The sequence below is a fragment of the Exiguobacterium sp. SH1S1 genome (assembly GCF_004337245.1).
Taxonomy (GTDB): Bacteria; Bacillota; Bacilli; order Exiguobacteriales; family Exiguobacteriaceae; genus Exiguobacterium; species Exiguobacterium aurantiacum_A.
The window spans coordinates 1-22,242 of record NZ_SJUZ01000011.1 but is presented as its reverse complement, the minus strand read 5'-3'; the positions used below and the strand labels follow the sequence as shown (position 1 = coordinate 22,242).

Genomic DNA, 22,242 nt, shown 5'->3' with positions numbered 1-22,242 from the left:
GTAGGAAGGAGAATCGATGATGGAAAAGCAAGTGGAGACGCTTTGCCGGTTGAACGGCGTTGCCTGCCGCTTTGGCGGGTCAAGTTTACTCAAGCATCACGGAATCGTCGAGACGGCGCGTGACTTGGATCTATTCGTTGAGCCTGACCAGTTCGAGACGATTGACCGTGTGCTCAGCCGTGCCGGAAAAAAAGAAGAGTCTGGTCCGCACGACGAGTATATGACGACGTACTTTGGCGAATATACGTTTGAAGGCCAGGACATCGACGTGATGGCTAGTTTTCGGATGCGTTGCACGGACGGGATTTATACGCATCCTTACATTGAACCGGACGAGAGTTGGATGCATCTTGAAGAGTGGGTCGTCCTCTATTCAGTGATGGGGCGGGAAGAGAAAGTCGACAAGCTGCACGAATACTTTATGACGCACCCGTTCAACAACTCGATTGTGCAAACGTGTTTGAAACGAGCTCCGGCATCAGTCGTCGAAGCCGTCACTGAGCAGTTTAAAGAGTATATGAAACGCTAGGAAGAGTTGGCATGGGCCTTCTTTTGAAAAATAGTTCAACAAAAGAAGGAAAAGAACTTGCAAAAGGATTCGAATCTTGTTACATTAGTGAACGTTGAACAACTCATCAGACATCCGGCACGATCGAAAAAAATCAAATCTTGCATTTGTTTTGCAGATTCGATATAATGATTAAGTGTTTGTGCGAGTGGTGAGAGACTTTACAGCAGAAAATGGGTCCTATCGTTGATTTGCAATGATCGGATGCCTCTGCTGACACAAGCACGCTGCGATGAAGCGGGAGGTTATGACACGCCAGGCAGCTTTGCCATGGCCGGTGTGGAAATTTCCGCTGAGAACTGTCTATTTTTAAAAGTAGGCGACAAAGGAGGGAAACTTACATGGCAAATGAAAAAATCCGTATTCGCTTAAAAGCATACGACCATCGCGTTCTCGATCAATCAGCTGAGAAAATCGTTGAAACTGCGAAACGTTCAGGTGCGAAGGTCTCGGGCCCAATCCCGCTTCCAACTGACAAATCGATCTACACGATCCTTCGTGCGGTCCACAAGTATAAAGATGCTCGTGAACAGTTCGAAATGCGTACACACAAACGCTTGATCGACATCGTTAACCCAACACCAAAAACGGTTGATGCGCTTATGCGTCTCGAATTACCATCAGGTGTTGACATCGAAATCAAACTTTAATTCTTCATATAGTAGATACTAGCCAGAAGAGACAATAATTATTAAACAGGAGGTGTATCTCATGGCTAAAGGAATCTTAGGAACAAAACTTGGTATGACTCAAATCTTCAACGAAGCAGGCGAAGTCGTACCGGTAACAGTAGTTGCTGTCGAAGGAAACGTTGTGCTTCAAGTTAAAACACTTGAAACAGACGGTTACGAAGCAGTTCAACTCGGTTTTGGAGACATCAAAGAATCACGTCAAAACAAACCGGCAAAAGGTCACGCTGCGAAAGCAAGCGCGACACCTAAGCGCTTCATGAAAGAAATTCGTACTTCAGTAGAAGGATACGAAATCGGTCAAGAGATCAAGGCGGACATTTTCGCTGCAGGTGAATTAGTGGACGTAACAGGTACTTCAAAAGGTAAAGGATTCCAAGGTGCGATTAAGCGTCACGGACAATCACGTGGACCAATGTCCCACGGTTCGCGTTACCACCGTCGCCCTGGTTCAATGGGTCCTGTAGCGCCTAACCGCGTATTTAAAGGGAAGCTTCTTCCTGGTCAAATGGGTGGCGAGCGTAAAACGATTCAAAACCTTGAAATTGTCAAAGTTGACGTGGAACGCGGCCTTGTACTCGTTAAAGGCGCAATCCCAGGCGCTCGTAAATCGAACGTCATCATCAAGACAGCTGTCAAAGGTAACTAATTAACTGCACGGAAAGGAGGAATTACGAATGCCTAAAGTAGCTTTGCTAAACCAAACAGGTTCACAAGTTGGCGAAATCGAATTGGCTGAAGCCATTTTCGGTATCGAGCCAAACGAATCAGTACTTTATGACGCGATCGTCATGCAACAAGCATCACGCCGTCAAGGTACTCACGATACGAAAGGTCGCTCGGAAGTACGCGGTGGCGGCCGTAAACCATGGAAACAAAAGGGAACTGGTCGTGCGCGCCAAGGTTCGATCCGCTCACCACAATGGGTTGGTGGTGGAACAGTCTTCGGTCCAACTCCACGTTCATACTCTTACAAGCTTCCTAAAAAAGTTCGTCGTCTTGCACTTCTCTCGGCTTTGTCGTCGAAAGTACAAAACAACGAAATGATCGTCCTCGAAGGCCTTGCTTTCGATGCACCAAAAACAAAAGATATGGTCGCAGTACTTCTTGGCCTATCAGTAGAACGTAAGGCTCTTGTAGTCACAGCGGACTACAATGAGACTATCGCTCTCGCAGCTCGTAACATCCCAGGAGTGACTGTAATCGAGGCAGCGGGCGTTAACGTTCTTGACCTCATTGCTAACGACAAAGTCATCTTCACTAAAGATGCGGTTGCGAAGGTAGAGGAGGTGCTTGCATAATGGCTCAAGCATACGATATCATCAAACGTCCGATCATCACTGAGCGTTCAGTTAGCCTCATGGAAGCTAACAAATACGTTTTCGAGATCGAAGTTAAAGCGACTAAATCACAAGTGAAGCACGCTATCGAAACAATTTTCAACGTGAAAGTTGCTTCGGTAAACACAATGAACATGAAACCGAAAGCGAAACGTGTCGGTCGTCACTCTGGTTACACATCGCGTCGTAAAAAAGCGATCGTAACTCTTGCTGAAGGCAACACAATCGACTTCCTCGGTTAATTTACTACCTTAGAAGAAAAGGAGGGAATCCTCGATGGCAATTAAAAAGTTTAAGCCGACCACTAACGGTCGCCGTAACATGACATCTCTCGACTTTGCAGAGATCACAACGAACCGTCCTGAGAAATCGTTAACTGAAAAGCTTTCGAAAAAAGGCGGTCGTAACAACCAAGGTCGTTTGACTGTACGTCACCAAGGTGGCGGGCACAAACGTAAATACCGTATCATCGATTTCAAACGTAACAAAGATGCTATCATCGGACGCGTTGCTACGATCGAATACGATCCAAACCGTTCAGCTAACATCGCCCTCATCAACTATGCAGATGGTGAGAAACGTTACATCCTCGCTCCTAAGGGCATCAAAGTAGGCATGGAAATCATGTCTGGTCCTGAAGCGGATATTAAAGTGGGGAACGCTCTTCCACTCGTAAACATCCCTGTCGGTACTACTATCCACAACATCGAGCTTAAGCCTGGTAAAGGCGGTCAGCTTGTTCGTGCGGCTGGTGCATCGGCACAAATCCAAGGACGTGACGGCAAGTACGTCATCGTTCGTCTTCAATCAGGTGAATCACGCTTGTTCCTCGGCACTTGCCGCGCGACAATCGGTTCAGTTGGTAACGAAGAACACGAACTTGTAAACATCGGTAAAGCAGGACGTTCACGTTGGTTAGGCAAACGCCCAACAGTACGTGGTTCTGTAATGAACCCAGTTGATCACCCACACGGTGGTGGTGAAGGTCGTGCGCCAATCGGTCGTTCGGGCCCACTTACTCCTTGGGGTAAACCAGCTCTTGGTTACAAAACTCGTAAGAAAAACAAATCGAGCGACATGTACATCCTTCGTCGTCGTAAGAAATAATTATTACATGATTCTTGGGCGGTTCGAAAGAGCCGTTCCCGAATCATTCCAAAGGGAGGTTCTATCATGGGTCGCAGCTTGAAAAAAGGTCCATTCGCAGATCACCATTTGCTCGCTAAAGTTGACAAACTTAACGAATCTGGTGAGAAGCAAGTCATCAAAACTTGGTCACGTCGCTCGACAATCTTCCCAGAATTCATGGGTCACACGTTCGGTGTACACGATGGTCGTAAACACGTACCAGTATTCGTGACAGAAGACATGGTCGGTCACAAACTTGGTGAATTCGCTCCAACACGCACGTATAAAGGTCACGGATCAGACAAGAAAACGAAACGGTAATCTGAGGGGAGGTCAAATCCATGCAAGCTAAAGCATCAGCTAATATGGTCCGTCTTGCTCCTCGCAAAGCACGTCTCGTTGTAGACTTAATTCGCGGGAAACAAGTCGGCGAAGCGCTCTCTGTCCTTGCTCACACGAACAAGGCAGCGTCGCCAATCGTTGAAAAAGTATTGAAGTCAGCGATTGCTAACGCAGAGCACAACTACGATATGAACATTGAGAACCTTGTTGTATCTGAAATTTTCGTCAACGAAGGTCCAACACTCAAACGCTTCCGCCCACGTGCGATGGGTCGCGCAAGTCGTATTAACAAACGCACAAGCCACATTCACATCGTGGTAACTGAGAAATAAGGAGGGATATGTAGTGGGTCAAAAGGTAAATCCGCACGGTTTTCGCGTTGGTGTTATCAAAGACTGGGATTCGCGTTGGTACGCTGAGAAAGACTACGCAGATCTCCTTCATGAAGACTACGTTATTCGTGAATACATCGAAAACAAAATGAAGGATGCTAGTGTGGCTAAAGTTGAAATCGAACGCGCTGCAAACCGCGTAAACATTTCGCTTCACACTGCGAAACCAGGTATGGTCATCGGTAAAGGTGGTTCGGAAATCGAGTCACTCCGTAAAAATATCACAAAGCTTGCTGAAGGCAAACGTGTTCACATCAACGTTGTTGAAGTGAAAAACGCGGATGCGGTCGCTAAGCTTGTTGCTGAAAACATCGCTCGTCAATTGGAAGGCCGTGTGTCATTCCGTCGTGCAATGAAACAGTCAATTCAACGTTCGATGCGCACTGGCATCAAAGGGATCAAAACAGAAGTTTCTGGTCGTCTTGGTGGCGCTGATATCGCTCGTTCAGAGAAGTACTCAGAAGGATCAGTTCCGCTTCATACAATCCGTGCCGACATCGACTACGGAACAGCTGAAGCTGACACAACTTATGGTAAAATCGGAATTAAAGTATGGCTTTACCACGGAGAAGTTCTTCCAACAAAAAACACTAAATAATAAACACTCTTTCAGGAAGGAGGCAACACACTATGTTGTTACCTAAACGCGTGAAATATCGTCGTGTACACCGTGGTAAAATGCGCGGAAATGCAAAACGCGGCACAACAGTACATTTCGGTGAATTCGGTCTCCAATCGCTCGAAGCGAGCTGGATCACAAACCGTCAAATCGAATCAGCACGTATCGCAATGACACGTTATATGAAACGTGGCGGTAAAGTGTGGATCAAGATCTTCCCACACAAGCCGTACACTAAAAAGCCTCTCGAAGTTCGAATGGGTTCGGGTAAAGGTGCTCCAGAAGGCTGGGTAGCTGTAGTTAAGCCTGGTAAAGTAATGTTCGAAATCGCGGGTGTATCTGAGGAAGTCGCACGTGAGGCACTTCGCCTTGCAGCGCACAAACTTCCAGTGAAATGTAAGTTCGTGAAACGTGAAGAAAATGGTGGTGATACGAATGAAAGCAACTGATCTCCGTCAATCAACAAATGAAGAGCTCAACGGTAAAGTAGGCGAGTGGAAAGAAGAACTCTTTAACCTTCGTTTCCAATTAGCTACAGGTCAGCTTGAGAATCCTGCTCGTATCCGTGAAGTACGCAAGTCGATTGCGCGTGCTAAAACGATTCTTCGTGAACGCGAACTCGGCATCAACAACGGCTAATCTAATCGGATTATTGAAGAGGAGGTAACACTCATGGAACGCAATAAGCGTAAAGTACTCACTGGACGCGTCGTGTCTGACAAAATGGACAAAACGATCGTCGTTGCAGTTGAAACAAAAGTACGTCATAAGCTTTATGGAAAACGTGTAAACTACACGAAGAAATTTAAAGCGCACGATGAGAACAATGTCGCTAAAGTAGGCGATGTGGTCCGCATCGCGGAAACACGTCCGCTTTCTAAAGACAAACGTTTCCGTCTCGTAACAGTAGTAGAAGAATCAGTAATCATCTAATAACAGTTCGGATCTATAAACATCCGGAGGGAGGTACACTCGCATGATTCAACAAGAATCTCGCTTGAAAGTAGCAGACAACTCTGGCGCGCGTGAACTGTTGACAATTAAAGTCCTCGGTGGTTCAGGTCGTAAGACTGCAAACATCGGTGACATCATCGTCGCGACGGTAAAACAAGCAACACCAGGTGGCGTTGTTAAAAAAGGTGACGTTGTCAGAGCAGTTGTCGTTCGTACAAAACGCGGCGCTCGTCGTAAAGATGGTTCGTACATCCGTTTCGATGAGAACGCAGCAGTCATCATCAAAGATGACAAGAGCCCACGCGGCACTCGGATCTTCGGGCCAGTTGCACGTGAACTTCGTGAAAAAGAATTCATGAAGATCGTTTCGTTGGCACCGGAAGTACTTTAATTTCCAATTTCAATCCTATAAGGAGGTGCGCAAAACGATGCATGTTAAAAAAGGCGATACAGTCCAGGTAATGTCTGGTAAAGATAAAGGCAAGCAAGGGGTTATCCTCAAAGCTATGCCAAGCAAGAACCGCGTAGTCGTTGAAGGGGTTAACGTGATGAAAAAACACGCTAAACCATCACAAGCGAATCCACAAGGCGGTATCCTTGAAATCGAAGCACCAATTCACGTCTCGAACGTCATGCCAATCGACCCTAAAACGGGCAAACCAACTCGCGTTGGTTTCCAAGTAGTCGATGGTAAAAAAGTTCGTGTCGCGAAATCGGGCGAAGTACTCGATAAATAAGAACAACGTGACGAAAGGAGGTCCATTCGACTATGAACCGTTTGCAAGAGAAGTATAAAAGCGACATCGTGAAAGCGATGATGGATAAATTCAACTATGACTCGGTTATGCAAGTGCCACAAGTCGACAAGATCGTCATCAACATGGGTGTAGGTGACGCTGTTTCGAACTCGAAAGCTCTTGACATGGCAGTGGAAGAATTATCAATTCTTTCAGGTCAAAAACCACTCGTAACGAAGGCTAAGAAATCAATCGCTGGTTTCAAACTTCGTGAGGGCATGCCGATCGGTGCGAAAGTAACACTTCGTGGCGAGCGCATGTACGATTTCCTCGACAAATTAGTAACTGTTTCACTTCCACGTGTACGTGACTTCCGCGGTGTATCGAAGAAAGCATTCGACGGACGCGGTAACTACACGCTTGGTGTGAAAGAGCAGCTTATTTTCCCTGAAATCGATTACGATAAAGTAACTAAAGTACGCGGTATGGATATCGTTGTTGTTACAACAGCGAACACAGACGAAGAAGCACGTGAATTGCTCACACTTCTCGGAATGCCATTCCAAAAATAATAAAGGGAGGTCGACAACATGGCTAAAAAGTCAATGGTGAATCGCGAGCAAAAACGCGAGAAACTCGTTGCCCAGTACGCTGAGAGACGCGCGCAATTAAAAGCTGAAGGCGACTACATCGGACTCAGCAAATTGCCACGTAACTCGTCACCTGTACGTCTTCATAACCGTTGCCGTATCACAGGTCGTCCACATGGTTACATGGGTAAATTCGGGATCAGCCGTATCAAGTTCCGTGATCTTGCATACAAAGGTCAAATCCCTGGTGTTAAAAAAGCAAGTTGGTAATCCACTAACAGTGTGAAAGGAGGTACATCGCATGGTAATGACAGACCCTATTGCAGATATGCTTACACGTATCCGTAACGCTAACATGGTTCGCCATGAAAAATTGGAGCTTCCAGCTTCTAATATCAAACGTGAGGTTGCAGAGATCCTCAAGCGTGAAGGTTTCATTCGCGATGTTGAATATATCGAGGACGCTAAACAAGGTACACTTCGTCTTTTCCTTAAATATGGAGCAAGCAACGAACGTGTTATCACTGGTCTCAAACGTATTTCGAAACCAGGTCTTCGTGTATATGCAAAAGCAGATGAAGTACCAAAAGTACTCGGAGGACTCGGTATCGCAGTTCTTTCGACATCAAAAGGTCTTATGACTGATAAAGAAGCTCGCCAACAACAAGTCGGCGGCGAAGTGCTCGCCTACATCTGGTAAGTCACTTTTCTAACAAGAACGGAGGTGTAATCAATGTCACGTATTGGTAAAAAACCAGTTACGATTCCAGCTGGCGTTACTGTAACGGTTGCAGAAGGCAACATTGTCACAGTAAAAGGTGCTAAAGGTGAACTTTCGCTTTCAGCTAACCCAGCCTTGGAAGTCAAAATTGAAGAAAACGAACTAACTGTTGTTCGTCCGGATGACTCGAAAGAGAACCGTACGATCCACGGTACGACACGTGCCCTCATCGCCAACATGGTGGAAGGTGTGTCTAACGGGTTCCAGAAAACACTTGAGATCTCAGGGGTTGGTTACCGTGCTGCTAAGCAAGGTAACAAACTCGTCCTCAGCCTCGGTTACTCGCATCCAATCGAGTACGTTGCTGAAGAAGGTATCGAGATCGAAGTTCCTTCAAACACGCAAATCATCGTAAAAGGTATTAGCAAAGAGCGCGTCGGTCACGTTGCAGCTCAAATCCGCTCGTACCGTGCTCCAGAACCTTACAAAGGTAAAGGTGTTCGTTACTCTGATGAACGTATTCGCCGTAAAGAAGGTAAGACTGGTAAGTAATTCGTCACGAAATGAACGGAAAGGAGTGGCATAAATGATCACAAAAGCAGATAAAAATGCAGTTCGTAAGAAACGTCATGCTCGTGTACGTCGTACGATCACCGGGACGGCAGCTCGTCCACGTTTGAACGTATTCCGTTCGAGCAAGAACATCTACGTACAACTTATCGATGACGCGTCACAAACAACGCTTGTGTCAGCATCTTCGAAAGATAAAGCACTCGATCTTACAAACGGCGGCAACGTTGAAGCAGCGAAAGCTGTTGGTAAACTTGCAGCTGAACGTGCACTCGAGAAAGGTATCGACACTGTTGTGTTCGACCGTGGTGGATACCTCTATCATGGCCGCGTCAAAGCTGTTGCAGAAGCAGCTCGTGAAGCGGGTCTTAAATTCTAACAAAAAGGAGGGGACACTCGATGCGCCAGTTAGACGTTAACATGGAACAACTTGAAGAACGCGTTGTTACCGTAAACCGCGTCGCGAAAGTTGTGAAAGGTGGCCGTCGCTTCCGTTTCGCCGCTCTCGTAGTCGTAGGTGACAAAAATGGTCACGTCGGTTTCGGTACAGGTAAGGCACAAGAGGTGCCAGAAGCGATCCGCAAGGCTATTGAAGCCGCTAAGAAAAACATGGTTCAAGTACCAATGGTTGGTACAACAATTCCACACGAAATCACAGGAGTATACGGAGCAGGTCGTGTATTCATGAAACCTGCTTCTGAAGGTACTGGGGTTATCGCCGGTGGTCCAGTTCGTGCAGTGCTCGAACTTGCAGGTGTAGGTGACATCCTTTCGAAATCGCTTGGATCAAACACACCGATCAACATCGTCCGTGCGACGGTCAAAGGCTTGACAGAGCTTAAAAAAGCAGAGGAAGTTGCTAAACTACGCGGTAAAAGCGTAGAAGAACTTCTTAAATAAGGGAGGGAACTAGACATGGCGAAACTCGCAATCACCCTCACACGCAGCACAATCGGTCGTCCCGAGGATCAGCGTGTAACAGTACGTACACTTGGTCTTCGCAAAATGCATCAAACCGTCGTTGTCCCTGACAACGTCGCGATGCGTGGTATGATCAAAAAAGTGTCGCACCTTGTGACTGTAGAAGAAATTAACGAATAATATCGATTTTAATAATAAGGAGGTGCCACTATGAAACTCCATGAATTGAAGCCAACTCCAGGTTCGCGTCACGAACGCAACCGTGTCGGTCGCGGTATGGCGACTGGTAACGGTAAAACTTCTGGCCGTGGACATAAAGGTCAAAAAGCTCGTTCAGGCGGTGGCGTTCGTCCAGGGTTCGAAGGTGGACAAAACCCACTTTACCGTCGTCTTCCAAAACGCGGTTTCAACAACCCTACTCGTAAAGAGTATGCAGTTGTTTCCCTAGACACGCTTAACCGTTTCGAAGCAGGTACTGAAGTCACTCCAGAACTCTTAATCGAGACTGGTGTCGTCAGCTCTGCTAAAGACGGAATCAAAGTACTTGCTAACGGCAAGCTTGAAACAAAATTAACTGTTAAAGCCAACAAATTCTCGGGTGCAGCGAAAGAAGCGATCGAAGCAGCTGGCGGTTCAGTTGAGGTGATCTGATGTTTCAGACGATCTCCAATATGTGGCGCGTGAAAGATATTCGACAGCGTATTCTCTTCACACTCGCAATCATCATCATTTTCCGCATCGGGGCCCATATCCCGGTGCCGATGGTGAATACGGATGTGTTGCGTTTTGACTCAGGAGGTCTACTCGACTTCTTGAACTTGTTTGGAGGAAATGCTTTACAGAACTTCTCCCTGTTCGCAATGGGGATCATGCCGTACATCACGGCATCGATCGTTGTACAACTTTTACAAATGGACGTCGTTCCGAAGTTTGCCGAATGGGCAAAACAAGGCGAGTCCGGGCGTAAGAAGCTAGCGACGGTCACGCGCTATGGGACGATCATGTTAGGGTTTGTCCAAGCGACATCACTGTCGTTCGGATTTAACCGCCTCTACCCAGGTCTCGTCAATGAGACGTGGGGAACGGCAACCTATTTCGTGATCGCGATTGTACTTACTGCAGGTACGGCGTTCTTGATGTTCCTCGGTGAGATGACAACGGAGAAAGGTGTCGGGAATGGTATTTCCGTCATCATCTTCGCGGGTATCATCGCTGGGTTCCCAAGAATCTTCACGCAGATTTACGAGACGAAGCTCCAAAATGCTGGAGACGCGTTATTCATTAACATCGTTTACTTGGCTGTGCTATTGCTCGTTATTCTTGCTGTGACGGTTGGGATCATTTATGTTCAACAAGCGGCACGTAAGATTCCGATTCAATACGCGAAGCGCACGGCGAACCGTACCCCTGTGGGCGGTCAGTCGACGCACTTGCCAATCAAGCTAAACGCTGCTGGTGTCATCCCGGTTATCTTCGCGATTTCCTTCATGGTGACACCGCCAACTGTTGCAAGCTTCATTGCTTCTCCGGAAACGACGCAGAAGTTGCAGACTTACTTCGATACGACATCTCCAATCGGAATGTCAATCTACGTAGCGCTCATCATCGCGTTCGCTTACTTCTATACATTTATTCAGGTCAACCCAGAACAAATGGCAGAAAATCTGCAGAAGCAAGGTGGCTATATTCCTGGGATTCGTCCTGGGGCGCAAACAGAACAGTACATCACGAAGTTGCTCTATCGATTGACTTTCTTCGGAGCGATTTTCCTATCGCTCGTTGCGATCATGCCGACAATCTTCATTAAGCTTGCCGGTCTCCCAACTTCGGTGCAAATCGGAGGGACGAGCTTGTTGATCGTAATCGGGGTAGCCCTCGAAACGATGAAACAAATCGAAAGTCAACTCGTAAAACGACACTATAAAGGCTTTATCCGTTAAAGCGGAAGGAAGGGCTCTCCCTTCCTTCCTGTCGTGTTTACGATGTGTTGTGAAAATCAAAACTGGAGGCTAACTGAGATGAATCTAGTACTCATGGGCTTACCGGGTGCAGGGAAAGGGACTCAAGCGGCTAAAATCGTCGAAGAGTACCAAATCCCACACATTTCGACAGGCGACATGTTTCGTGCGGCAATCAAAGGCGGAACGCCACTTGGTAAAGAAGCTAAATCGTTCATGGATAAAGGGGAACTCGTACCGGATGAGGTAACAATCGGAATCGTACGTGAACGCTTGAGTCAAGATGATACGAAAAACGGCTTTTTACTCGATGGATTCCCGCGTACTGTTGCTCAAGCAGAGGCACTCGAAAGTTTGCTTAAAGATTTGGGGAAACAGATCGACCACGTCGTCAACATTGATGTGGCTGCGGAAATTCTCGTTCCGCGTTTGACAGGTCGTTGGATCTGCCCGACGTGTGGAGCGACATATCATGTGATCTTCAATCCACCAAAAGTGGAAGGCATCTGTGATGTGGATGGGTCGGCACTCATGCAACGTGAAGACGATAAAGAGGAAACGGTTCGCCGTCGCCTTGACGTCAACATCGAGCAATCGAAACCACTTATTGACTTTTATGCAGAAAAAGGGTATCTTCGTACATTGGATGGAGATCGTCCAATCGATGTCGTTTATGCCGATGTTAAAGCGTTACTCGGTGATACTGAATGATCATCACGAAGACGCCTCGAGAAATTGCGATTATGCGTGAGGCTGGGCAAATTGTTGCTCGAACGCACCAGGTGCTCAAAGAGCACATCAAACCAGGTATTACGACGCTAGAGCTCGACCGGATTGCGGAAGATTACATTCGCAGCCAAGGTGCGACACCGTCGTTCAAAGGCTACAACGGTTTTACCGGTAGTGTTTGCGCTTCAGTGAACGAAGAACTTGTTCATGGAATTCCCGGAGAACGGGTATTGAACGATGGAGATATCATCTCGATCGACATCGGTGCCCACTATAACGGATACCATGGAGATTCCGCTTGGACTTATCCAGTGGGAACAATCTCAGAAGAGACACAGCGGTTGCTTGACGTAACCGAAGAAAGTCTGTATAAAGGATTGGAGCACGCCAAGGCTGGACTGCGATTGACAGACATTTCGCATGCGATTCAAGCGTATGTTGAATCTCATGAGTTTTCTGTCGTCCGTGAGTATGTCGGTCATGGTGTCGGTCAAAATTTGCATGAAGAACCGCAAATTCCGCACTATGGTCCACCGGGGAAAGGGCCGCGCCTAAAGACTGGGATGACGTTAGCCATTGAACCAATGGTCAACGCTGGTCAACGCTATGTTCGAACGCTGGCTGACAACTGGACAGTTGTGACAGTGGACGGTAGCATGTGCGCCCACTTTGAGCACACCATCGCCATCACAGACGATGGATACGAGATTTTAACGAAACTCGATTCCGGTGAATGAGGCTCTATTGTTGCGTGCTGATCCGTTATGGATCCTTCTCTCACAGTACTGTACAATAGATCGTCTGTGCTCCTAAATATCTTCATATAGAAAGGGGAATAAATGATGGCGAAACAAGATGTCATTGAAGTGGAAGGCACTGTTATCGAACCACTTCCAAACGCAATGTTTAAAGTGGAGTTAGAAAACGGCCACACGGTGCTCGCGCACGTCTCAGGGAAAATTCGGATGCACTACATTCGAATCCTTCCAGGCGACCGCGTAACTGTCGAGTTGTCTCCGTACGACTTGACTCGCGGGCGAATCACGTACCGTTATAAGTAACTCCGATTTTTCCAGGAGGAGGGTATAATCATGAAAGTAAGACCGTCGGTAAAACCGATTTGCGAAAAATGTAAAGTTATTCGCCGTAAAGGAAAAGTAATGGTAATTTGCGAAAACCCGAAACACAAACAAAAACAAGGTTAATCTAAGAGGAGGTGCACACATGGCACGTATTGCTGGTGTAGATATTCCGCGCGAAAAACGTATCGTTATTTCGCTCACATACATCTTTGGTATTGGTAAAACAAAAGCACAAGAAATCTTGAAGACTGCAAACGTATCTGAAGATTCACGCACACGTGATCTTACAGAAGACGAAATCAACCGCATCCGTGAAGCAATTGACGGAATTAAAGTTGAAGGTGACCTTCGTCGTGAAGTTTCACTCAACATTAAGCGTTTGATCGAAATCGGCGCCTACCGCGGTGTCCGTCATCGCCGTAGTCTCCCTGTTCGCGGACAAAACACGAAGAACAACTCGCGTACTCGTAAAGGCCCACGCCGTACAGTAGCGAACAAGAAGAAGTAAAGGAGGGAATTGAACAATGGCGAAACGTAAGCAAAATGTACGTTCAAAACGTAAAGTCAAAAAGCATATTGAAGTCGGTGTGGTACACATCCGTTCTACATTTAACAACACAATCATCACAATCACTGACACGCAAGGTAACGCGATCTCATGGGCTACTTCTGGTAACCTTGGATTTAGAGGATCACGTAAATCGACACCGTTCGCAGCACAATTGGCTGCTGAAACTGCAGCGAAAGTTGCAATGGACAACGGTATGCGTACAGTAGAAGTTAACGTTAAAGGTCCTGGTGCTGGACGTGAAGCGGCAATCCGTGCCCTCCAAGCTACTGGTCTTGAAGTAACTGCAATCCGTGACGTAACACCTGTTCCGCACAACGGTTGCCGCCCTCCAAAACGTCGCCGCGTATAATCGTTTGTGCGTGTGATGGGCTTACCTAGCACGAACAACATATACAATGCAGCGCAAGCTGCGTGGCAGGATACACTCAAGGAGGGGTTCAGATGATCGAGATTGAAAAACCAAAGATCGAAACGGTCGAAATCAGCGAGGATGCTACGTTTGGTAAATTCGTGGTGGAACCGCTTGAACGTGGATATGGCACTACTCTCGGCAACTCACTGCGTCGAATTTTATTGTCATCGCTTCCTGGTGCAGCGATTACGGCGGTTCAAATCGATGGCGTACTTCACGAGTTCTCAACGATTGACGGAGTCGTCGAAGACGTCACCCAAATTGTTTTAAACCTCAAGAAGTTAGCGCTCAAAGTGTACTCGGAAGAAGAGAAAACGCTTGAGATTAACGTTTCAAGTGCCGGTGCTGTCACTGCGGCAGACATTACCCATGATAGCGACGTTGAAATCTTGAATCCTGAGCTCCACATCGCGACTCTCGCTGACAATGCGACGCTTCGCATGCGTTTGACTGCTCGCCGTGGTCGTGGTTACGTCCAGGCAGAAGATAACAAACGTGATGATATGCCGATTGGTGTCATTCCAATCGATTCGATCTATACACCGATTCAACGCGTGAACTACGAAGTAGACAAAACACGTGTCGGTCAAGATGCTAGCTTCGATAAGCTTCTATTAGACGTGTGGACAGATGGTTCAATCCGTCCGGAAGAAGCAGTATCGCTTGGAGCGAAAATTTTGACAGAACACTTGAATATCTTTGTTGGTTTGACTGACGAAGCTCTCAACGCAGAAATTATGGTCGAGAAAGAAGAAGACCAAAAAGAAAAAGTACTTGAAATGACGATCGAAGAACTCGATCTCTCAGTTCGTTCGTACAACTGCTTGAAGCGCGCCGGCATCAACACTGTTCAAGAACTCGCAAACAAATCAGAGGAAGAGATGATGAAAGTCCGTAACCTCGGACGTAAATCACTCGAAGAAGTTCAACTCAAGTTGGACGAGCTCGGTTTGGGCTTGCGTAAAGAAGACTAAGTTCAACCGAAGGAGGGAAATGTAATGGCTTATTCGAAACTTGGCCGTACAAGCTCGCAACGCAAGGCTCTTTTGCGTGATCTTGCAACTGACCTTATTATCAACGAGCGCATTCAAACAACTGAACAAAAAGCGAAAGAACTTCGCCCAGTCGTTGAAAAATTAATCACTCTTGGAAAACGTGGCGATCTTCATGCCCGTCGTCAAGTAGCTTCATTCGTTCGCAAAGAGAGCGCTGGAGAGAAAAACGCAATCCAAAAATTGTTCGAAGACGTGGCACCACGCTACGCTGAACGTCAAGGTGGATACACACGCATCATGAAAGTCGGCCCACGCCGCGGTGACGGTGCGGAAGTCGTAATCATCGAACTCGTCTAATTCATTAGGCAGTCAACAGGGCATGCGGTCACGTATTGCCCTGTTTCCACATCGGAAAGGAGTCGACAGATGGAATCTCAAATTATGGTACGTGATGTCGTGTTTCGTTACCCGGGACAAACCGAGCCAGCCTTAGACGGGTTGTCACTCGATGTATACAAAGGGGAATGGCTCGCCATCGTTGGCCATAATGGTTCCGGCAAGTCGACTTTGACGAAGTTGTGGAACGGGCTTTTGCTTCCTCAGGAAGGAGAGGTCCGGGTTGAGACGCTCGATCCGACGGACGCCACAGACGTGTGGGACGTTCGTAAACGGATCGGTGTCGTCTTCCAAAATCCCGACAATCAGTTTGTCGGGGCGACCGTGCGCGATGATGTGGCGTTCTCTCTCGAAAACATGGGACTTCCACGTCAAGAAATGGTTCGTCGAATTGATGACAGTCTAGCGCGCGTTGGATTATCGGAACTAGCGGACCGTGAACCGCATCAGTTATCCGGTGGACAAAAGCAGCGTGTTGCGATTGCTTCGGCTCTCGCAATGCGCCCGCATGTCCTCGTGCTCGATGAAGCTACCTCGATGCTCGACCCGATTGGGCGTAAAGAGGTGTTACAAACGGTACAACAGCTCGTCTCAGAAGGGATGACCGTTGTCGCCATTACACACGAGCTCGACGAAGTGTTGTTTGCCGACCGTATCATTGCCTTGTCTAAAGGGAAAATTGCAATGACCGGTACACCAGAAGACGTGTTTAGAAATCCGGAAGCGTTACGTGCCATCCAATTGGATGTGCCGTTTATCGTACGGATGCAACTCGAACTGAAGGAACGGGGCATACCACTCGATCGTCTGATGCTACAACATTCGGAGTTGGTGAACCATCTATGCCGATTAGCATTGAAGAAGTGACTTACCAATATCAATTGAATACTCCGTTTGAACGAACCGCGCTGCGCGATGTGAATGTATTTATTCCGTCGGGGGCGCTTGTTGCGTTTCTTGGCCATACCGGCTCTGGGAAATCGACACTCGTTCAGCACATGAACGGCTTACTGCGACCGACAAAAGGTCGTGTCGTCGTGGATGACATTACAGTACGTGCGATTACGAAGCGTCGCGATAAAAAGCAAAGTTTGCTTCCGCTTCGACGCCGCGTTGGGCTCGTCTTTCAGTATCCCGAGCATCAACTGTTTGAAGAGACGGTCGAACGCGACGTGATGTTTGGTCCCCGCAACTTCGGTGCGACGGAGGCCGAGTCGAAAGAACGGGCTCATGCGGCCCTGCGCCTTGTCGGTCTCGATGAAACGTTATGGGACCGTTCCCCGTTCGATTTGTCGGGCGGACAGATGCGACGTGTCGCGATTGCGGGCGTGCTCGCGAGCCGTCCGGACGTCTTAGTCGTCGATGAACCGACGGCAGGACTCGACCCGCTCGGCCGTCAAGACATGCTGGCGCTGTTTAAACGTTTAAAAGAAGAACTCGACTTGACGCTCATCCTCGTCTCGCATGACATGGATGACGTGTTGACGTATGCGGAACGTGTCGTCGTCATGGAACAAGGACAAGTCGCCTTCGATGGTGACCCGTTCGAACTGTTCAAGGACGAGTCACTCGTTCGCTCGTTGCAACTCGACGTCCCGAACGTGCTTCGGCTCGCGCTTGAACTCGCACCGACGTTCGGGGTCGAGCCTCCATCCCTTCGGACGGAAGTCGAACTGGCGGACTGGATTGCGGCCGAGTTGAGAAAGGGGGGAGCCATATGATTATCGGGCAATACATTCCCGGTCATTCATGGCTGCACACACTTGACGCTCGGGCCAAAACGCTGTTCATCCTCGGGTTTATTCCAGTCGTCTTCTTGGCCGACAATTTGTGGACGAACGTGTTTTTACTCGCGTTCACGTTATTCGCGGTCAAATTGTCTCAGTTGTCATGGCGCTATTTATGGAACGGGTTGAAAATGATTTTATTTTTGATCGTGTTCACACTCCTGTTGCAACTGTTCTTCAATCGGGAAGGGACGTTGCTCGTTTCACTCGGTCCGTTCTCGATTTATTCGGAAGGGGTGAGAATGGGCTTGATCGTCTCGCTCCGTTTCTTCTATCTCGTCATGTTGACGACGCTCGTCACCTTGACGACGACGCCGATGGAACTGACCGATTCGATTGAAGCTGGTCTTCGTCCCCTCGAACGCATACGAGTGCCGGCACACGAGATCGCCCTGATGCTGTCCATCTCGCTTCGTTTCTTGCCGACGCTAGCCGACGAGACGGATCGCATCATGAAGGCGCAACAGGCGCGAGGCGTCGATTTAAAGAGTGGTCCGATTAAAGATCGGTTAAAAGCGGTCGTCCCGCTCATGATCCCATTGTTCGTGTCCGCGTTTAAGCGGGCTGAGGACCTTGCCACGGCGATGGAAGCCCGCGGGTACCGTGGGGGTGAAGGGCGGACGAGGTGGCGTGAGATGACGTGGGAACGACGCGACACAGGATTGTTGATCGTATTTGTCTGCTTGACACTCATTTTGATTGGATTGCGAGGGATAGGATGAGACGGGTTAAATTGACGATTGCTTATGATGGGACGAATTATGCGGGTTATCAAGTCCAGCCAAACGGCAATACGGTTCAGGCCGAAGTCGAGACGGTTCTTGCGAAGATGCATGGTCAAGCGATGAAAGTTGTCGCTTCTGGGCGGACGGATGCCCGTGTTCACGCGAAAGGTCAGGTCATCCACTTCGATACGCATTTATCGATGCCGGCAGATCGCTTCGTCAAAGCGTTGAACGCGATGTTGCCAGATGATATCCTTGTTTGTTCGGCCGAAGAAGTAGATGCTTCTTTCCATGCCCGCTACGGTGCGAAACGGAAAGAGTATCGTTACTTCATTCGCACTGACGTCGATCCGTTCCGCCGCCATCATGCCGTGACGGTGACGTATGCGCTTGACCGGGAACGGATGCGTCAAGCGCTCCGGTCACTCGTCGGGACACATGATTTCACTTCGTTTTCGGTGACGAAGTCAGAAGTGGTGGACCGTGTCCGCACGATTTATGAAGCGGAACTCGTTGAGGTGGGAGACGAAATGTACTTTCGGTTCGTCGGATCCGGCTTTCTGTACAACCAAGTCCGGATTATGGTCGGTACGTTAATGGAGGTTGGCAGAGGGAAGTATGAGCCGGCCGATGTGAGTCGAATGCTCGCGGCGAAAGACCGCCGCAGTGCTGGGATTACGGCTCCACCGCACGGTCTATATTTATGGAATGTGAATTATAAAAAAGTAGATTGACATTCCCCTTGTAAAAACGTATCATATTCATTGGCATTTCATTTTCACATTGAGAGATGAACCACAATCTTAGCCCCGTAAACTAGGATTATGATAAAGCATCAAACAAGCATTAAAAAATTCAAATGAACAGACATTTTAGGAGGTATTCCACATGCGCACGACATTCATGGCTAAAGCATCTGAAGTAGAACGCAAATGGCACCTTATCGATGCAGAAGGCAAAACACTCGGTCGTATGACTAGTGAAGTAGCATCACTTCTTCGCGGTAAGCACAAGCCAACTTTCACACCACACGTTGATTGCGGAGACCACGTCATCATCATCAACGCTGAGAAAGTCAAATTGACTGGTAACAAACTGAACGACAAGATGTACTACCGTCATTCAGGTCATCCAGGCGGCTTGAAATCACAAACTGCAAAAGAGCTTCTTGCAAAACGCCCAGAGCGTATGCTTGAACTCGCGATCAAAGGGATGCTTCCAAAAGGATCACTCGGTCGTCAACAATTCACTAAACTCCACGTTTACGCTGGAGCTGAGCACAACCACGAAGCACAAAAACCAGAAGTTTACGAACTTCGCGGTTAATCGGGACACAAGGAGGAACTAAACGATGGCAGATGTACGTTACTACGGAACTGGCCGCCGCAAGCACTCGGTGGCTCGTGTTCACCTCGTTGCAGGTGACGGCAAAGTTGTTGTAAATGGCCGTGATATTTCAGAATACTTCGGTCATGAGACTTTGATCATGATGGCAAAATCACCACTCGTATTGACTGAAACAGAAGGTAAATACGATATCATCGTTAACGTTAACGGTGGTGGATTCACTGGACAAGCTGGAGCGATTCGCCACGGCGTATCACGTGCGCTTCTTCAAGCGGACCCAGAATTCCGTCCAAGCCTCAAAGAAAAAGGCTTCTTGACTCGTGACGCACGTATGAAAGAGCGTAAAAAATACGGTCTTAAAGCAGCACGTCGCGCACCACAGTTCTCGAAGCGTTAATCTTCGAACAGTTTGGTCTAAACTCTCCGCCCTTTATGGGCGGAGAGTTTTTTTGTTGCTCGAGAAATAGTTGGTTTTCGTTCCCTCAAGAAAACGCTTTTTTTGATATACTGTTATCGAGACAGAAATTAGGGGGAAATGACATGCTTACAGTAGAACAAGTTCGTGAAGAATTAGCAGGGTTGGTCGATCCGACGATCAATCGTACGCTTGGAGATACAGCTGGCGTGAAAGACGTCCGAATTAAAGAAGACTATGTCAGCGTGAAAGTGGCACTCGGTCAGACCGGGAGCGGAGAGCAGCTTCAGCTGCAACAAGAGATCGTCACATTGTTGAAAGGAAAAGGCTTTAAGACGGTCGGCCTTCGTTTCGAAGCGCTAAATGACGAAAGTTTACAAGAAGCGACAAAACCGGCTATCCTTCGTGAAAACTCAGGAACGACGTTCATAGCAATCGCTTCAGGAAAAGGCGGCGTCGGGAAGTCGACGGTGTCGGTCAACTTGGCGGTCGCGTTAGCACGTGCCGGTAAAAAGGTCGGCTTGATCGATGCCGATATTTACGGGTTCAGCGTCCCGGACATGCTCGGGATTGAAGAACGTCCCGTCGTCCGAGGTGAAAAAATCATCCCGGTCGAGCGGTTCGGGGTAAAAGTCATCTCGATGGGCTTCTTCGTCGAAGACAATGCGCCGGTCATCTGGCGCGGACCGATGCTCGGGAAGATGCTCAACAACTTCTTCAATGATGTGGAGTGGGGCGACCTCGACTACTTGTTGCTCGATTTACCGCCAGGGACAGGTGACGTCGCGCTTGATATCCACTCGATGCTCCCGTCATGCCAGGAGTTGATTGTAACGACACCTCACGCGACCGCTGCTTTCGTCGCGGCTCGAGCGGGTGCGATGGCAATCAAGACGAACCATAAAGTGCTCGGAATCATTGAGAATATGGCGTACTTCGAGAGTAAGGTAACGGGCGAGAAAGAATACGTCTTCGGTTACGGCGGCGGCGAAAAATTATCAGAAGCGCTCAAGAGTAAACTGCTCGCGCAAATCCCGCTCGGTCAGCCGTATGACAACGAAGACGACTTTGCGCCTTCGGTCTACCGGGATGGGCATCCGTTTGAGACAACATATGATGAATTGGCGCAATCGGTCATTCAACAAATAGAAGGGTGAATGGTTAGCAGATGAAAGTACAAGGTTTTTTACGTTTGTTTTGGACGACGCTCGTTTTCGGGACGCTATTTGGGTTCCTGATGAATATACTCGCCAATCCGGGTTATTTGGTCAGTCAGTCGTGGGAAGCGATCGTGACGGCACTCAGTTACTCGAGCACGTGGACGGGAATCAGTATGATGGGCTTTTTTGCCTACTTGATCGTCCACCGAGTCGGCTTGGATTTATTCCGCGGAGCGAAACTGTGGAATCGAGTTCAAGTGCTCTTGATTGTATTCGCGTTATTTGACGCGGTCTATCTACGCATGCTCGCATTTGGAAATGATCACATGTGGCGTTATATCGGAGAGATGCTCGTCCTAGTCGTCGTGTCGTGGATCGTAGCGACGAGCAAGGCGAGACAGACGAACGCGAGTGCATTTATCCCCGCGCTCTTCTTGATGATCGTCATTACGTTGATTGAGTGGATTCCGGCACTGCAAGCGACAGATGAGATCGCTCTTCTATGGCCGGCACTTGCGACGCTCGTGTTCGCCAACGCTTACCAAGTGTTGATGCTTCATCGCTTCCAAGCGCCAGCGCACGGTGAAGCAGTGTCAAAATCGAATAGTGGTCCTAAAGAGTCATTAAAGACGAAGAAACGCGTCTCGTCCAAATCGTCGTAATGTTCTCTTGCCAGTGATGAGCTCAGGTGATTTCGCCTGAGCTTTTCCATTGGTTAAGAAGGGAGTCCACGGCCAATTTAAGCGTATCGAAATAATTTTTGAAGCAATCAAAGTTTTTTTAGAAAAACAGTTGACGAATAGTGCAGGCATTGATATATTAATAAACGTCGCTGCTGTTCAAATTTGAGCAACAGAAAAAAAGTGAAAAAATAATAAAAAATGGTTGACTTTAAAAAGTGAACTCGCTATTATTAAAAAGTCGCTAACACGACAACATTTGGTCTTTGAAAACTGAACGATGAGGCAAAAAAAGTTTTACAAGTTTTGATTGAAGCGCAAGCTTCGTCATTTTCAAGAGCTATATCAAATTCTTTGGAGAGTTTGATCCTGGCTCAGGACGAACGCTGGCGGCGTGCCTAATACATGCAAGTC

Annotated in this window: 39 protein-coding genes and 1 rRNA gene; all 40 read left to right on the top strand. The window is 48.0% G+C overall.

The window, feature by feature from the left end:
• The first annotated feature begins 19 nt into the window (after positions 1 to 19).
• The gene (locus EVJ23_RS14005) at positions 20 to 529 is read left to right on the top strand and encodes a nucleotidyltransferase family protein (protein WP_070329245.1); all 510 of its coding nucleotides are present in this window, start codon (positions 20 to 22) and stop codon (positions 527 to 529) included.
• A gap of 380 nt (positions 530 to 909) precedes the next feature.
• Positions 910 to 1,218: a 30S ribosomal protein S10 gene (gene rpsJ / locus EVJ23_RS14000; protein ID WP_016508894.1), complete on the top strand. Its 309-nt coding sequence runs from the start codon at positions 910 to 912 to the stop codon at positions 1,216 to 1,218.
• A gap of 61 nt (positions 1,219 to 1,279) precedes the next feature.
• Positions 1,280 to 1,906 carry a 50S ribosomal protein L3 gene (rplC, locus tag EVJ23_RS13995; protein WP_016508913.1) on the top strand — a complete coding sequence of 209 codons (627 nt, stop codon included), beginning with the start codon at positions 1,280 to 1,282 and terminating at the stop codon, positions 1,904 to 1,906.
• 28 nt (positions 1,907 to 1,934) lie between these two features.
• On the top strand, positions 1,935 to 2,558 hold the full coding sequence (rplD, locus tag EVJ23_RS13990; RefSeq protein ID WP_070329244.1) for a 50S ribosomal protein L4: 624 nt from the start codon (positions 1,935 to 1,937) through the stop codon (positions 2,556 to 2,558).
• Positions 2,558 to 2,839, top strand: coding sequence for a 50S ribosomal protein L23 (rplW, locus tag EVJ23_RS13985; RefSeq protein ID WP_024372184.1), 282 nt, complete (start codon positions 2,558 to 2,560; stop codon positions 2,837 to 2,839). Before rplD ends, rplW begins: the two co-directional genes overlap by 1 nt.
• Positions 2,840 to 2,873: 34 nt before the next feature.
• Entirely contained in the window at positions 2,874 to 3,704 is an 831-nt protein-coding gene (gene rplB, locus EVJ23_RS13980; RefSeq protein ID WP_070329243.1) for a 50S ribosomal protein L2, read from the top strand.
• Between the two features lie 66 nt (positions 3,705 to 3,770).
• Positions 3,771 to 4,046 carry a 30S ribosomal protein S19 gene (rpsS, locus tag EVJ23_RS13975; RefSeq protein ID WP_012727673.1) on the top strand — a complete coding sequence of 92 codons (276 nt, stop codon included), beginning with the start codon at positions 3,771 to 3,773 and terminating at the stop codon, positions 4,044 to 4,046.
• Positions 4,047 to 4,066: 20 nt separating this feature from the next.
• A complete protein-coding gene (gene rplV / locus EVJ23_RS13970) occupies positions 4,067 to 4,399 on the top strand; it encodes a 50S ribosomal protein L22 (protein WP_021066609.1) in 333 nt (110 codons plus the stop codon).
• Positions 4,400 to 4,412: 13 nt separating this feature from the next.
• Positions 4,413 to 5,057: a 30S ribosomal protein S3 gene (gene rpsC / locus EVJ23_RS13965; RefSeq protein WP_035386108.1), complete on the top strand. Its 645-nt coding sequence runs from the start codon at positions 4,413 to 4,415 to the stop codon at positions 5,055 to 5,057.
• A gap of 32 nt (positions 5,058 to 5,089) precedes the next feature.
• On the top strand, positions 5,090 to 5,527 hold the full coding sequence (gene rplP, locus EVJ23_RS13960) for a 50S ribosomal protein L16 (RefSeq protein WP_016508922.1): 438 nt from the start codon (positions 5,090 to 5,092) through the stop codon (positions 5,525 to 5,527).
• Positions 5,514 to 5,717, top strand: a complete 204-nt coding sequence (gene rpmC, locus EVJ23_RS13955; protein WP_016508900.1) for a 50S ribosomal protein L29 — start codon at positions 5,514 to 5,516, stop codon at positions 5,715 to 5,717. Before rplP ends, rpmC begins: the two co-directional genes overlap by 14 nt.
• 33 nt (positions 5,718 to 5,750) lie before the next feature.
• On the top strand, positions 5,751 to 6,011 hold the full coding sequence (rpsQ, locus tag EVJ23_RS13950) for a 30S ribosomal protein S17 (protein ID WP_016508930.1): 261 nt from the start codon (positions 5,751 to 5,753) through the stop codon (positions 6,009 to 6,011).
• 43 nt (positions 6,012 to 6,054) lie between these two features.
• Entirely contained in the window at positions 6,055 to 6,423 is a 369-nt protein-coding gene (gene rplN, locus EVJ23_RS13945) for a 50S ribosomal protein L14 (protein WP_012727667.1), read from the top strand.
• Between the two features lie 37 nt (positions 6,424 to 6,460).
• The gene (gene rplX, locus EVJ23_RS13940) at positions 6,461 to 6,769 is read left to right on the top strand and encodes a 50S ribosomal protein L24 (RefSeq protein ID WP_070329242.1); all 309 of its coding nucleotides are present in this window, start codon (positions 6,461 to 6,463) and stop codon (positions 6,767 to 6,769) included.
• Positions 6,770 to 6,801: 32 nt separating this feature from the next.
• A complete protein-coding gene (rplE, locus tag EVJ23_RS13935) occupies positions 6,802 to 7,341 on the top strand; it encodes a 50S ribosomal protein L5 (RefSeq protein WP_016508927.1) in 540 nt (179 codons plus the stop codon).
• An 18-nt stretch (positions 7,342 to 7,359) separates the two neighbouring features.
• Positions 7,360 to 7,629 carry a 30S ribosomal protein S14 gene (rpsN, locus tag EVJ23_RS13930; protein WP_035386110.1) on the top strand — a complete coding sequence of 90 codons (270 nt, stop codon included), beginning with the start codon at positions 7,360 to 7,362 and terminating at the stop codon, positions 7,627 to 7,629.
• A 31-nt stretch (positions 7,630 to 7,660) separates the two neighbouring features.
• Positions 7,661 to 8,059, top strand: a complete 399-nt coding sequence (gene rpsH, locus EVJ23_RS13925) for a 30S ribosomal protein S8 (RefSeq protein WP_021066614.1) — start codon at positions 7,661 to 7,663, stop codon at positions 8,057 to 8,059.
• Positions 8,060 to 8,092: 33 nt separating this feature from the next.
• Positions 8,093 to 8,632: a 50S ribosomal protein L6 gene (gene rplF, locus EVJ23_RS13920; RefSeq protein WP_016508938.1), complete on the top strand. Its 540-nt coding sequence runs from the start codon at positions 8,093 to 8,095 to the stop codon at positions 8,630 to 8,632.
• Positions 8,633 to 8,666: 34 nt separating this feature from the next.
• The gene (gene rplR, locus EVJ23_RS13915) at positions 8,667 to 9,029 is read left to right on the top strand and encodes a 50S ribosomal protein L18 (RefSeq protein ID WP_070329241.1); all 363 of its coding nucleotides are present in this window, start codon (positions 8,667 to 8,669) and stop codon (positions 9,027 to 9,029) included.
• 20 nt (positions 9,030 to 9,049) lie between these two features.
• A complete protein-coding gene (gene rpsE, locus EVJ23_RS13910) occupies positions 9,050 to 9,550 on the top strand; it encodes a 30S ribosomal protein S5 (protein ID WP_016508948.1) in 501 nt (166 codons plus the stop codon).
• 15 nt (positions 9,551 to 9,565) lie between these two features.
• The gene (gene rpmD, locus EVJ23_RS13905; RefSeq protein WP_016508937.1) at positions 9,566 to 9,751 is read left to right on the top strand and encodes a 50S ribosomal protein L30; all 186 of its coding nucleotides are present in this window, start codon (positions 9,566 to 9,568) and stop codon (positions 9,749 to 9,751) included.
• 30 nt (positions 9,752 to 9,781) lie between these two features.
• Positions 9,782 to 10,222, top strand: a complete 441-nt coding sequence (rplO, locus tag EVJ23_RS13900) for a 50S ribosomal protein L15 (protein WP_021066618.1) — start codon at positions 9,782 to 9,784, stop codon at positions 10,220 to 10,222.
• Positions 10,222 to 11,511 carry a preprotein translocase subunit SecY gene (gene secY, locus EVJ23_RS13895; protein ID WP_070329240.1) on the top strand — a complete coding sequence of 430 codons (1,290 nt, stop codon included), beginning with the start codon at positions 10,222 to 10,224 and terminating at the stop codon, positions 11,509 to 11,511. Before rplO ends, secY begins: the two co-directional genes overlap by 1 nt.
• Positions 11,512 to 11,589: 78 nt before the next feature.
• The gene (locus EVJ23_RS13890) at positions 11,590 to 12,240 is read left to right on the top strand and encodes an adenylate kinase (protein WP_070329239.1); all 651 of its coding nucleotides are present in this window, start codon (positions 11,590 to 11,592) and stop codon (positions 12,238 to 12,240) included.
• Complete coding sequence (gene map / locus EVJ23_RS13885) at positions 12,237 to 12,995, top strand: type I methionyl aminopeptidase (RefSeq protein WP_016508902.1); 759 nt, start codon at positions 12,237 to 12,239, stop codon at positions 12,993 to 12,995. Before EVJ23_RS13890 ends, map begins: the two co-directional genes overlap by 4 nt.
• A gap of 105 nt (positions 12,996 to 13,100) precedes the next feature.
• Positions 13,101 to 13,319 (top strand): translation initiation factor IF-1, encoded by a 219-nt coding sequence (gene infA, locus EVJ23_RS13880; RefSeq protein WP_035386112.1) that lies wholly within the window; start codon positions 13,101 to 13,103, stop codon positions 13,317 to 13,319.
• 30 nt (positions 13,320 to 13,349) lie between these two features.
• Positions 13,350 to 13,463, top strand: a complete 114-nt coding sequence (rpmJ, locus tag EVJ23_RS13875; RefSeq protein WP_003156543.1) for a 50S ribosomal protein L36 — start codon at positions 13,350 to 13,352, stop codon at positions 13,461 to 13,463.
• Between the two features lie 19 nt (positions 13,464 to 13,482).
• Positions 13,483 to 13,848: a 30S ribosomal protein S13 gene (gene rpsM, locus EVJ23_RS13870; RefSeq protein ID WP_035386113.1), complete on the top strand. Its 366-nt coding sequence runs from the start codon at positions 13,483 to 13,485 to the stop codon at positions 13,846 to 13,848.
• 16 nt (positions 13,849 to 13,864) lie between these two features.
• The gene (gene rpsK / locus EVJ23_RS13865; protein ID WP_070329238.1) at positions 13,865 to 14,260 is read left to right on the top strand and encodes a 30S ribosomal protein S11; all 396 of its coding nucleotides are present in this window, start codon (positions 13,865 to 13,867) and stop codon (positions 14,258 to 14,260) included.
• A gap of 92 nt (positions 14,261 to 14,352) precedes the next feature.
• Positions 14,353 to 15,297 (top strand): DNA-directed RNA polymerase subunit alpha, encoded by a 945-nt coding sequence (locus tag EVJ23_RS13860; protein WP_070329237.1) that lies wholly within the window; start codon positions 14,353 to 14,355, stop codon positions 15,295 to 15,297.
• A gap of 24 nt (positions 15,298 to 15,321) precedes the next feature.
• Positions 15,322 to 15,675 (top strand): 50S ribosomal protein L17, encoded by a 354-nt coding sequence (gene rplQ, locus EVJ23_RS13855; RefSeq protein WP_016510776.1) that lies wholly within the window; start codon positions 15,322 to 15,324, stop codon positions 15,673 to 15,675.
• 69 nt (positions 15,676 to 15,744) lie between these two features.
• A complete protein-coding gene (locus EVJ23_RS13850; protein WP_070329236.1) occupies positions 15,745 to 16,581 on the top strand; it encodes an energy-coupling factor transporter ATPase in 837 nt (278 codons plus the stop codon).
• Positions 16,557 to 17,435: an energy-coupling factor transporter ATPase gene (locus EVJ23_RS13845; protein WP_016510779.1), complete on the top strand. Its 879-nt coding sequence runs from the start codon at positions 16,557 to 16,559 to the stop codon at positions 17,433 to 17,435. The genes EVJ23_RS13850 and EVJ23_RS13845 overlap by 25 nt, the downstream gene beginning before the upstream one ends.
• The gene (locus EVJ23_RS13840) at positions 17,432 to 18,223 is read left to right on the top strand and encodes an energy-coupling factor transporter transmembrane component T family protein (RefSeq protein WP_070329234.1); all 792 of its coding nucleotides are present in this window, start codon (positions 17,432 to 17,434) and stop codon (positions 18,221 to 18,223) included. The genes EVJ23_RS13845 and EVJ23_RS13840 overlap by 4 nt, the downstream gene beginning before the upstream one ends.
• A complete protein-coding gene (gene truA, locus EVJ23_RS13835; protein WP_131466492.1) occupies positions 18,220 to 18,960 on the top strand; it encodes a tRNA pseudouridine(38-40) synthase TruA in 741 nt (246 codons plus the stop codon). Before EVJ23_RS13840 ends, truA begins: the two co-directional genes overlap by 4 nt.
• A gap of 154 nt (positions 18,961 to 19,114) precedes the next feature.
• Complete coding sequence (rplM, locus tag EVJ23_RS13830; RefSeq protein WP_016510784.1) at positions 19,115 to 19,552, top strand: 50S ribosomal protein L13; 438 nt, start codon at positions 19,115 to 19,117, stop codon at positions 19,550 to 19,552.
• A gap of 25 nt (positions 19,553 to 19,577) precedes the next feature.
• Complete coding sequence (gene rpsI, locus EVJ23_RS13825) at positions 19,578 to 19,970, top strand: 30S ribosomal protein S9 (RefSeq protein ID WP_070329232.1); 393 nt, start codon at positions 19,578 to 19,580, stop codon at positions 19,968 to 19,970.
• Between the two features lie 143 nt (positions 19,971 to 20,113).
• Positions 20,114 to 21,145 (top strand): P-loop NTPase, encoded by a 1,032-nt coding sequence (locus EVJ23_RS13820; protein ID WP_071398652.1) that lies wholly within the window; start codon positions 20,114 to 20,116, stop codon positions 21,143 to 21,145.
• Positions 21,146 to 21,156: 11 nt separating this feature from the next.
• Positions 21,157 to 21,810: a KinB-signaling pathway activation protein gene (locus tag EVJ23_RS13815; RefSeq protein ID WP_071398651.1), complete on the top strand. Its 654-nt coding sequence runs from the start codon at positions 21,157 to 21,159 to the stop codon at positions 21,808 to 21,810.
• Positions 21,811 to 22,179: 369 nt separating this feature from the next.
• A 16S ribosomal RNA gene (locus EVJ23_RS13810) occupies positions 22,180 to 22,242 on the top strand; the annotation flags it as partial.

Excerpts from the sequence above, each read along its gene's own strand:
- rpsE (WP_016508948.1), top strand. The coding sequence starts at position 9,050 with ATGCGCCAGTTAGACGTTAACATGGAACAACTTGAAGAACGCGTTGTT.
- EVJ23_RS13845 (WP_016510779.1), top strand. The coding sequence starts at position 16,557 with ATGCCGATTAGCATTGAAGAAGTGACTTACCAATATCAATTGAATACT.
- rplR (WP_070329241.1), top strand. The coding sequence starts at position 8,667 with ATGATCACAAAAGCAGATAAAAATGCAGTTCGTAAGAAACGTCATGCT.
- rplQ (WP_016510776.1), top strand. The coding sequence starts at position 15,322 with ATGGCTTATTCGAAACTTGGCCGTACAAGCTCGCAACGCAAGGCTCTT.
- rplM (WP_016510784.1), top strand. The coding sequence starts at position 19,115 with ATGCGCACGACATTCATGGCTAAAGCATCTGAAGTAGAACGCAAATGG.
- rplO (WP_021066618.1), top strand. The coding sequence starts at position 9,782 with ATGAAACTCCATGAATTGAAGCCAACTCCAGGTTCGCGTCACGAACGC.
- rplW (WP_024372184.1), top strand. The coding sequence starts at position 2,558 with ATGGCTCAAGCATACGATATCATCAAACGTCCGATCATCACTGAGCGT.
- EVJ23_RS14005 (WP_070329245.1), top strand. The coding sequence starts at position 20 with ATGGAAAAGCAAGTGGAGACGCTTTGCCGGTTGAACGGCGTTGCCTGC.
- EVJ23_RS13820 (WP_071398652.1), top strand. The coding sequence starts at position 20,114 with ATGCTTACAGTAGAACAAGTTCGTGAAGAATTAGCAGGGTTGGTCGAT.
- rplE (WP_016508927.1), top strand. The coding sequence starts at position 6,802 with ATGAACCGTTTGCAAGAGAAGTATAAAAGCGACATCGTGAAAGCGATG.
- rpsH (WP_021066614.1), top strand. The coding sequence starts at position 7,661 with ATGGTAATGACAGACCCTATTGCAGATATGCTTACACGTATCCGTAAC.
- rpsS (WP_012727673.1), top strand. The coding sequence starts at position 3,771 with ATGGGTCGCAGCTTGAAAAAAGGTCCATTCGCAGATCACCATTTGCTC.
- secY (WP_070329240.1), top strand. The coding sequence starts at position 10,222 with ATGTTTCAGACGATCTCCAATATGTGGCGCGTGAAAGATATTCGACAG.
- rplV (WP_021066609.1), top strand. The coding sequence starts at position 4,067 with ATGCAAGCTAAAGCATCAGCTAATATGGTCCGTCTTGCTCCTCGCAAA.
- EVJ23_RS13850 (WP_070329236.1), top strand. The coding sequence starts at position 15,745 with ATGGAATCTCAAATTATGGTACGTGATGTCGTGTTTCGTTACCCGGGA.
- rpsI (WP_070329232.1), top strand. The coding sequence starts at position 19,578 with ATGGCAGATGTACGTTACTACGGAACTGGCCGCCGCAAGCACTCGGTG.
- EVJ23_RS13860 (WP_070329237.1), top strand. The coding sequence starts at position 14,353 with ATGATCGAGATTGAAAAACCAAAGATCGAAACGGTCGAAATCAGCGAG.
- truA (WP_131466492.1), top strand. The coding sequence starts at position 18,220 with ATGAGACGGGTTAAATTGACGATTGCTTATGATGGGACGAATTATGCG.
- EVJ23_RS13890 (WP_070329239.1), top strand. The coding sequence starts at position 11,590 with ATGAATCTAGTACTCATGGGCTTACCGGGTGCAGGGAAAGGGACTCAA.
- rpsM (WP_035386113.1), top strand. The coding sequence starts at position 13,483 with ATGGCACGTATTGCTGGTGTAGATATTCCGCGCGAAAAACGTATCGTT.
- rpmJ (WP_003156543.1), top strand. The coding sequence starts at position 13,350 with ATGAAAGTAAGACCGTCGGTAAAACCGATTTGCGAAAAATGTAAAGTT.
- rpsQ (WP_016508930.1), top strand. The coding sequence starts at position 5,751 with ATGGAACGCAATAAGCGTAAAGTACTCACTGGACGCGTCGTGTCTGAC.
- rpmC (WP_016508900.1), top strand. The coding sequence starts at position 5,514 with ATGAAAGCAACTGATCTCCGTCAATCAACAAATGAAGAGCTCAACGGT.
- rplP (WP_016508922.1), top strand. The coding sequence starts at position 5,090 with ATGTTGTTACCTAAACGCGTGAAATATCGTCGTGTACACCGTGGTAAA.
- rpmD (WP_016508937.1), top strand. The coding sequence starts at position 9,566 with ATGGCGAAACTCGCAATCACCCTCACACGCAGCACAATCGGTCGTCCC.
- rplB (WP_070329243.1), top strand. The coding sequence starts at position 2,874 with ATGGCAATTAAAAAGTTTAAGCCGACCACTAACGGTCGCCGTAACATG.
- rpsK (WP_070329238.1), top strand. The coding sequence starts at position 13,865 with ATGGCGAAACGTAAGCAAAATGTACGTTCAAAACGTAAAGTCAAAAAG.
- rplX (WP_070329242.1), top strand. The coding sequence starts at position 6,461 with ATGCATGTTAAAAAAGGCGATACAGTCCAGGTAATGTCTGGTAAAGAT.
- rplF (WP_016508938.1), top strand. The coding sequence starts at position 8,093 with ATGTCACGTATTGGTAAAAAACCAGTTACGATTCCAGCTGGCGTTACT.
- EVJ23_RS13840 (WP_070329234.1), top strand. The coding sequence starts at position 17,432 with ATGATTATCGGGCAATACATTCCCGGTCATTCATGGCTGCACACACTT.
- rplC (WP_016508913.1), top strand. The coding sequence starts at position 1,280 with ATGGCTAAAGGAATCTTAGGAACAAAACTTGGTATGACTCAAATCTTC.
- rplN (WP_012727667.1), top strand. The coding sequence starts at position 6,055 with ATGATTCAACAAGAATCTCGCTTGAAAGTAGCAGACAACTCTGGCGCG.
- rpsJ (WP_016508894.1), top strand. The coding sequence starts at position 910 with ATGGCAAATGAAAAAATCCGTATTCGCTTAAAAGCATACGACCATCGC.
- rpsN (WP_035386110.1), top strand. The coding sequence starts at position 7,360 with ATGGCTAAAAAGTCAATGGTGAATCGCGAGCAAAAACGCGAGAAACTC.
- EVJ23_RS13815 (WP_071398651.1), top strand. The coding sequence starts at position 21,157 with ATGAAAGTACAAGGTTTTTTACGTTTGTTTTGGACGACGCTCGTTTTC.
- infA (WP_035386112.1), top strand. The coding sequence starts at position 13,101 with ATGGCGAAACAAGATGTCATTGAAGTGGAAGGCACTGTTATCGAACCA.
- rplD (WP_070329244.1), top strand. The coding sequence starts at position 1,935 with ATGCCTAAAGTAGCTTTGCTAAACCAAACAGGTTCACAAGTTGGCGAA.
- map (WP_016508902.1), top strand. The coding sequence starts at position 12,237 with ATGATCATCACGAAGACGCCTCGAGAAATTGCGATTATGCGTGAGGCT.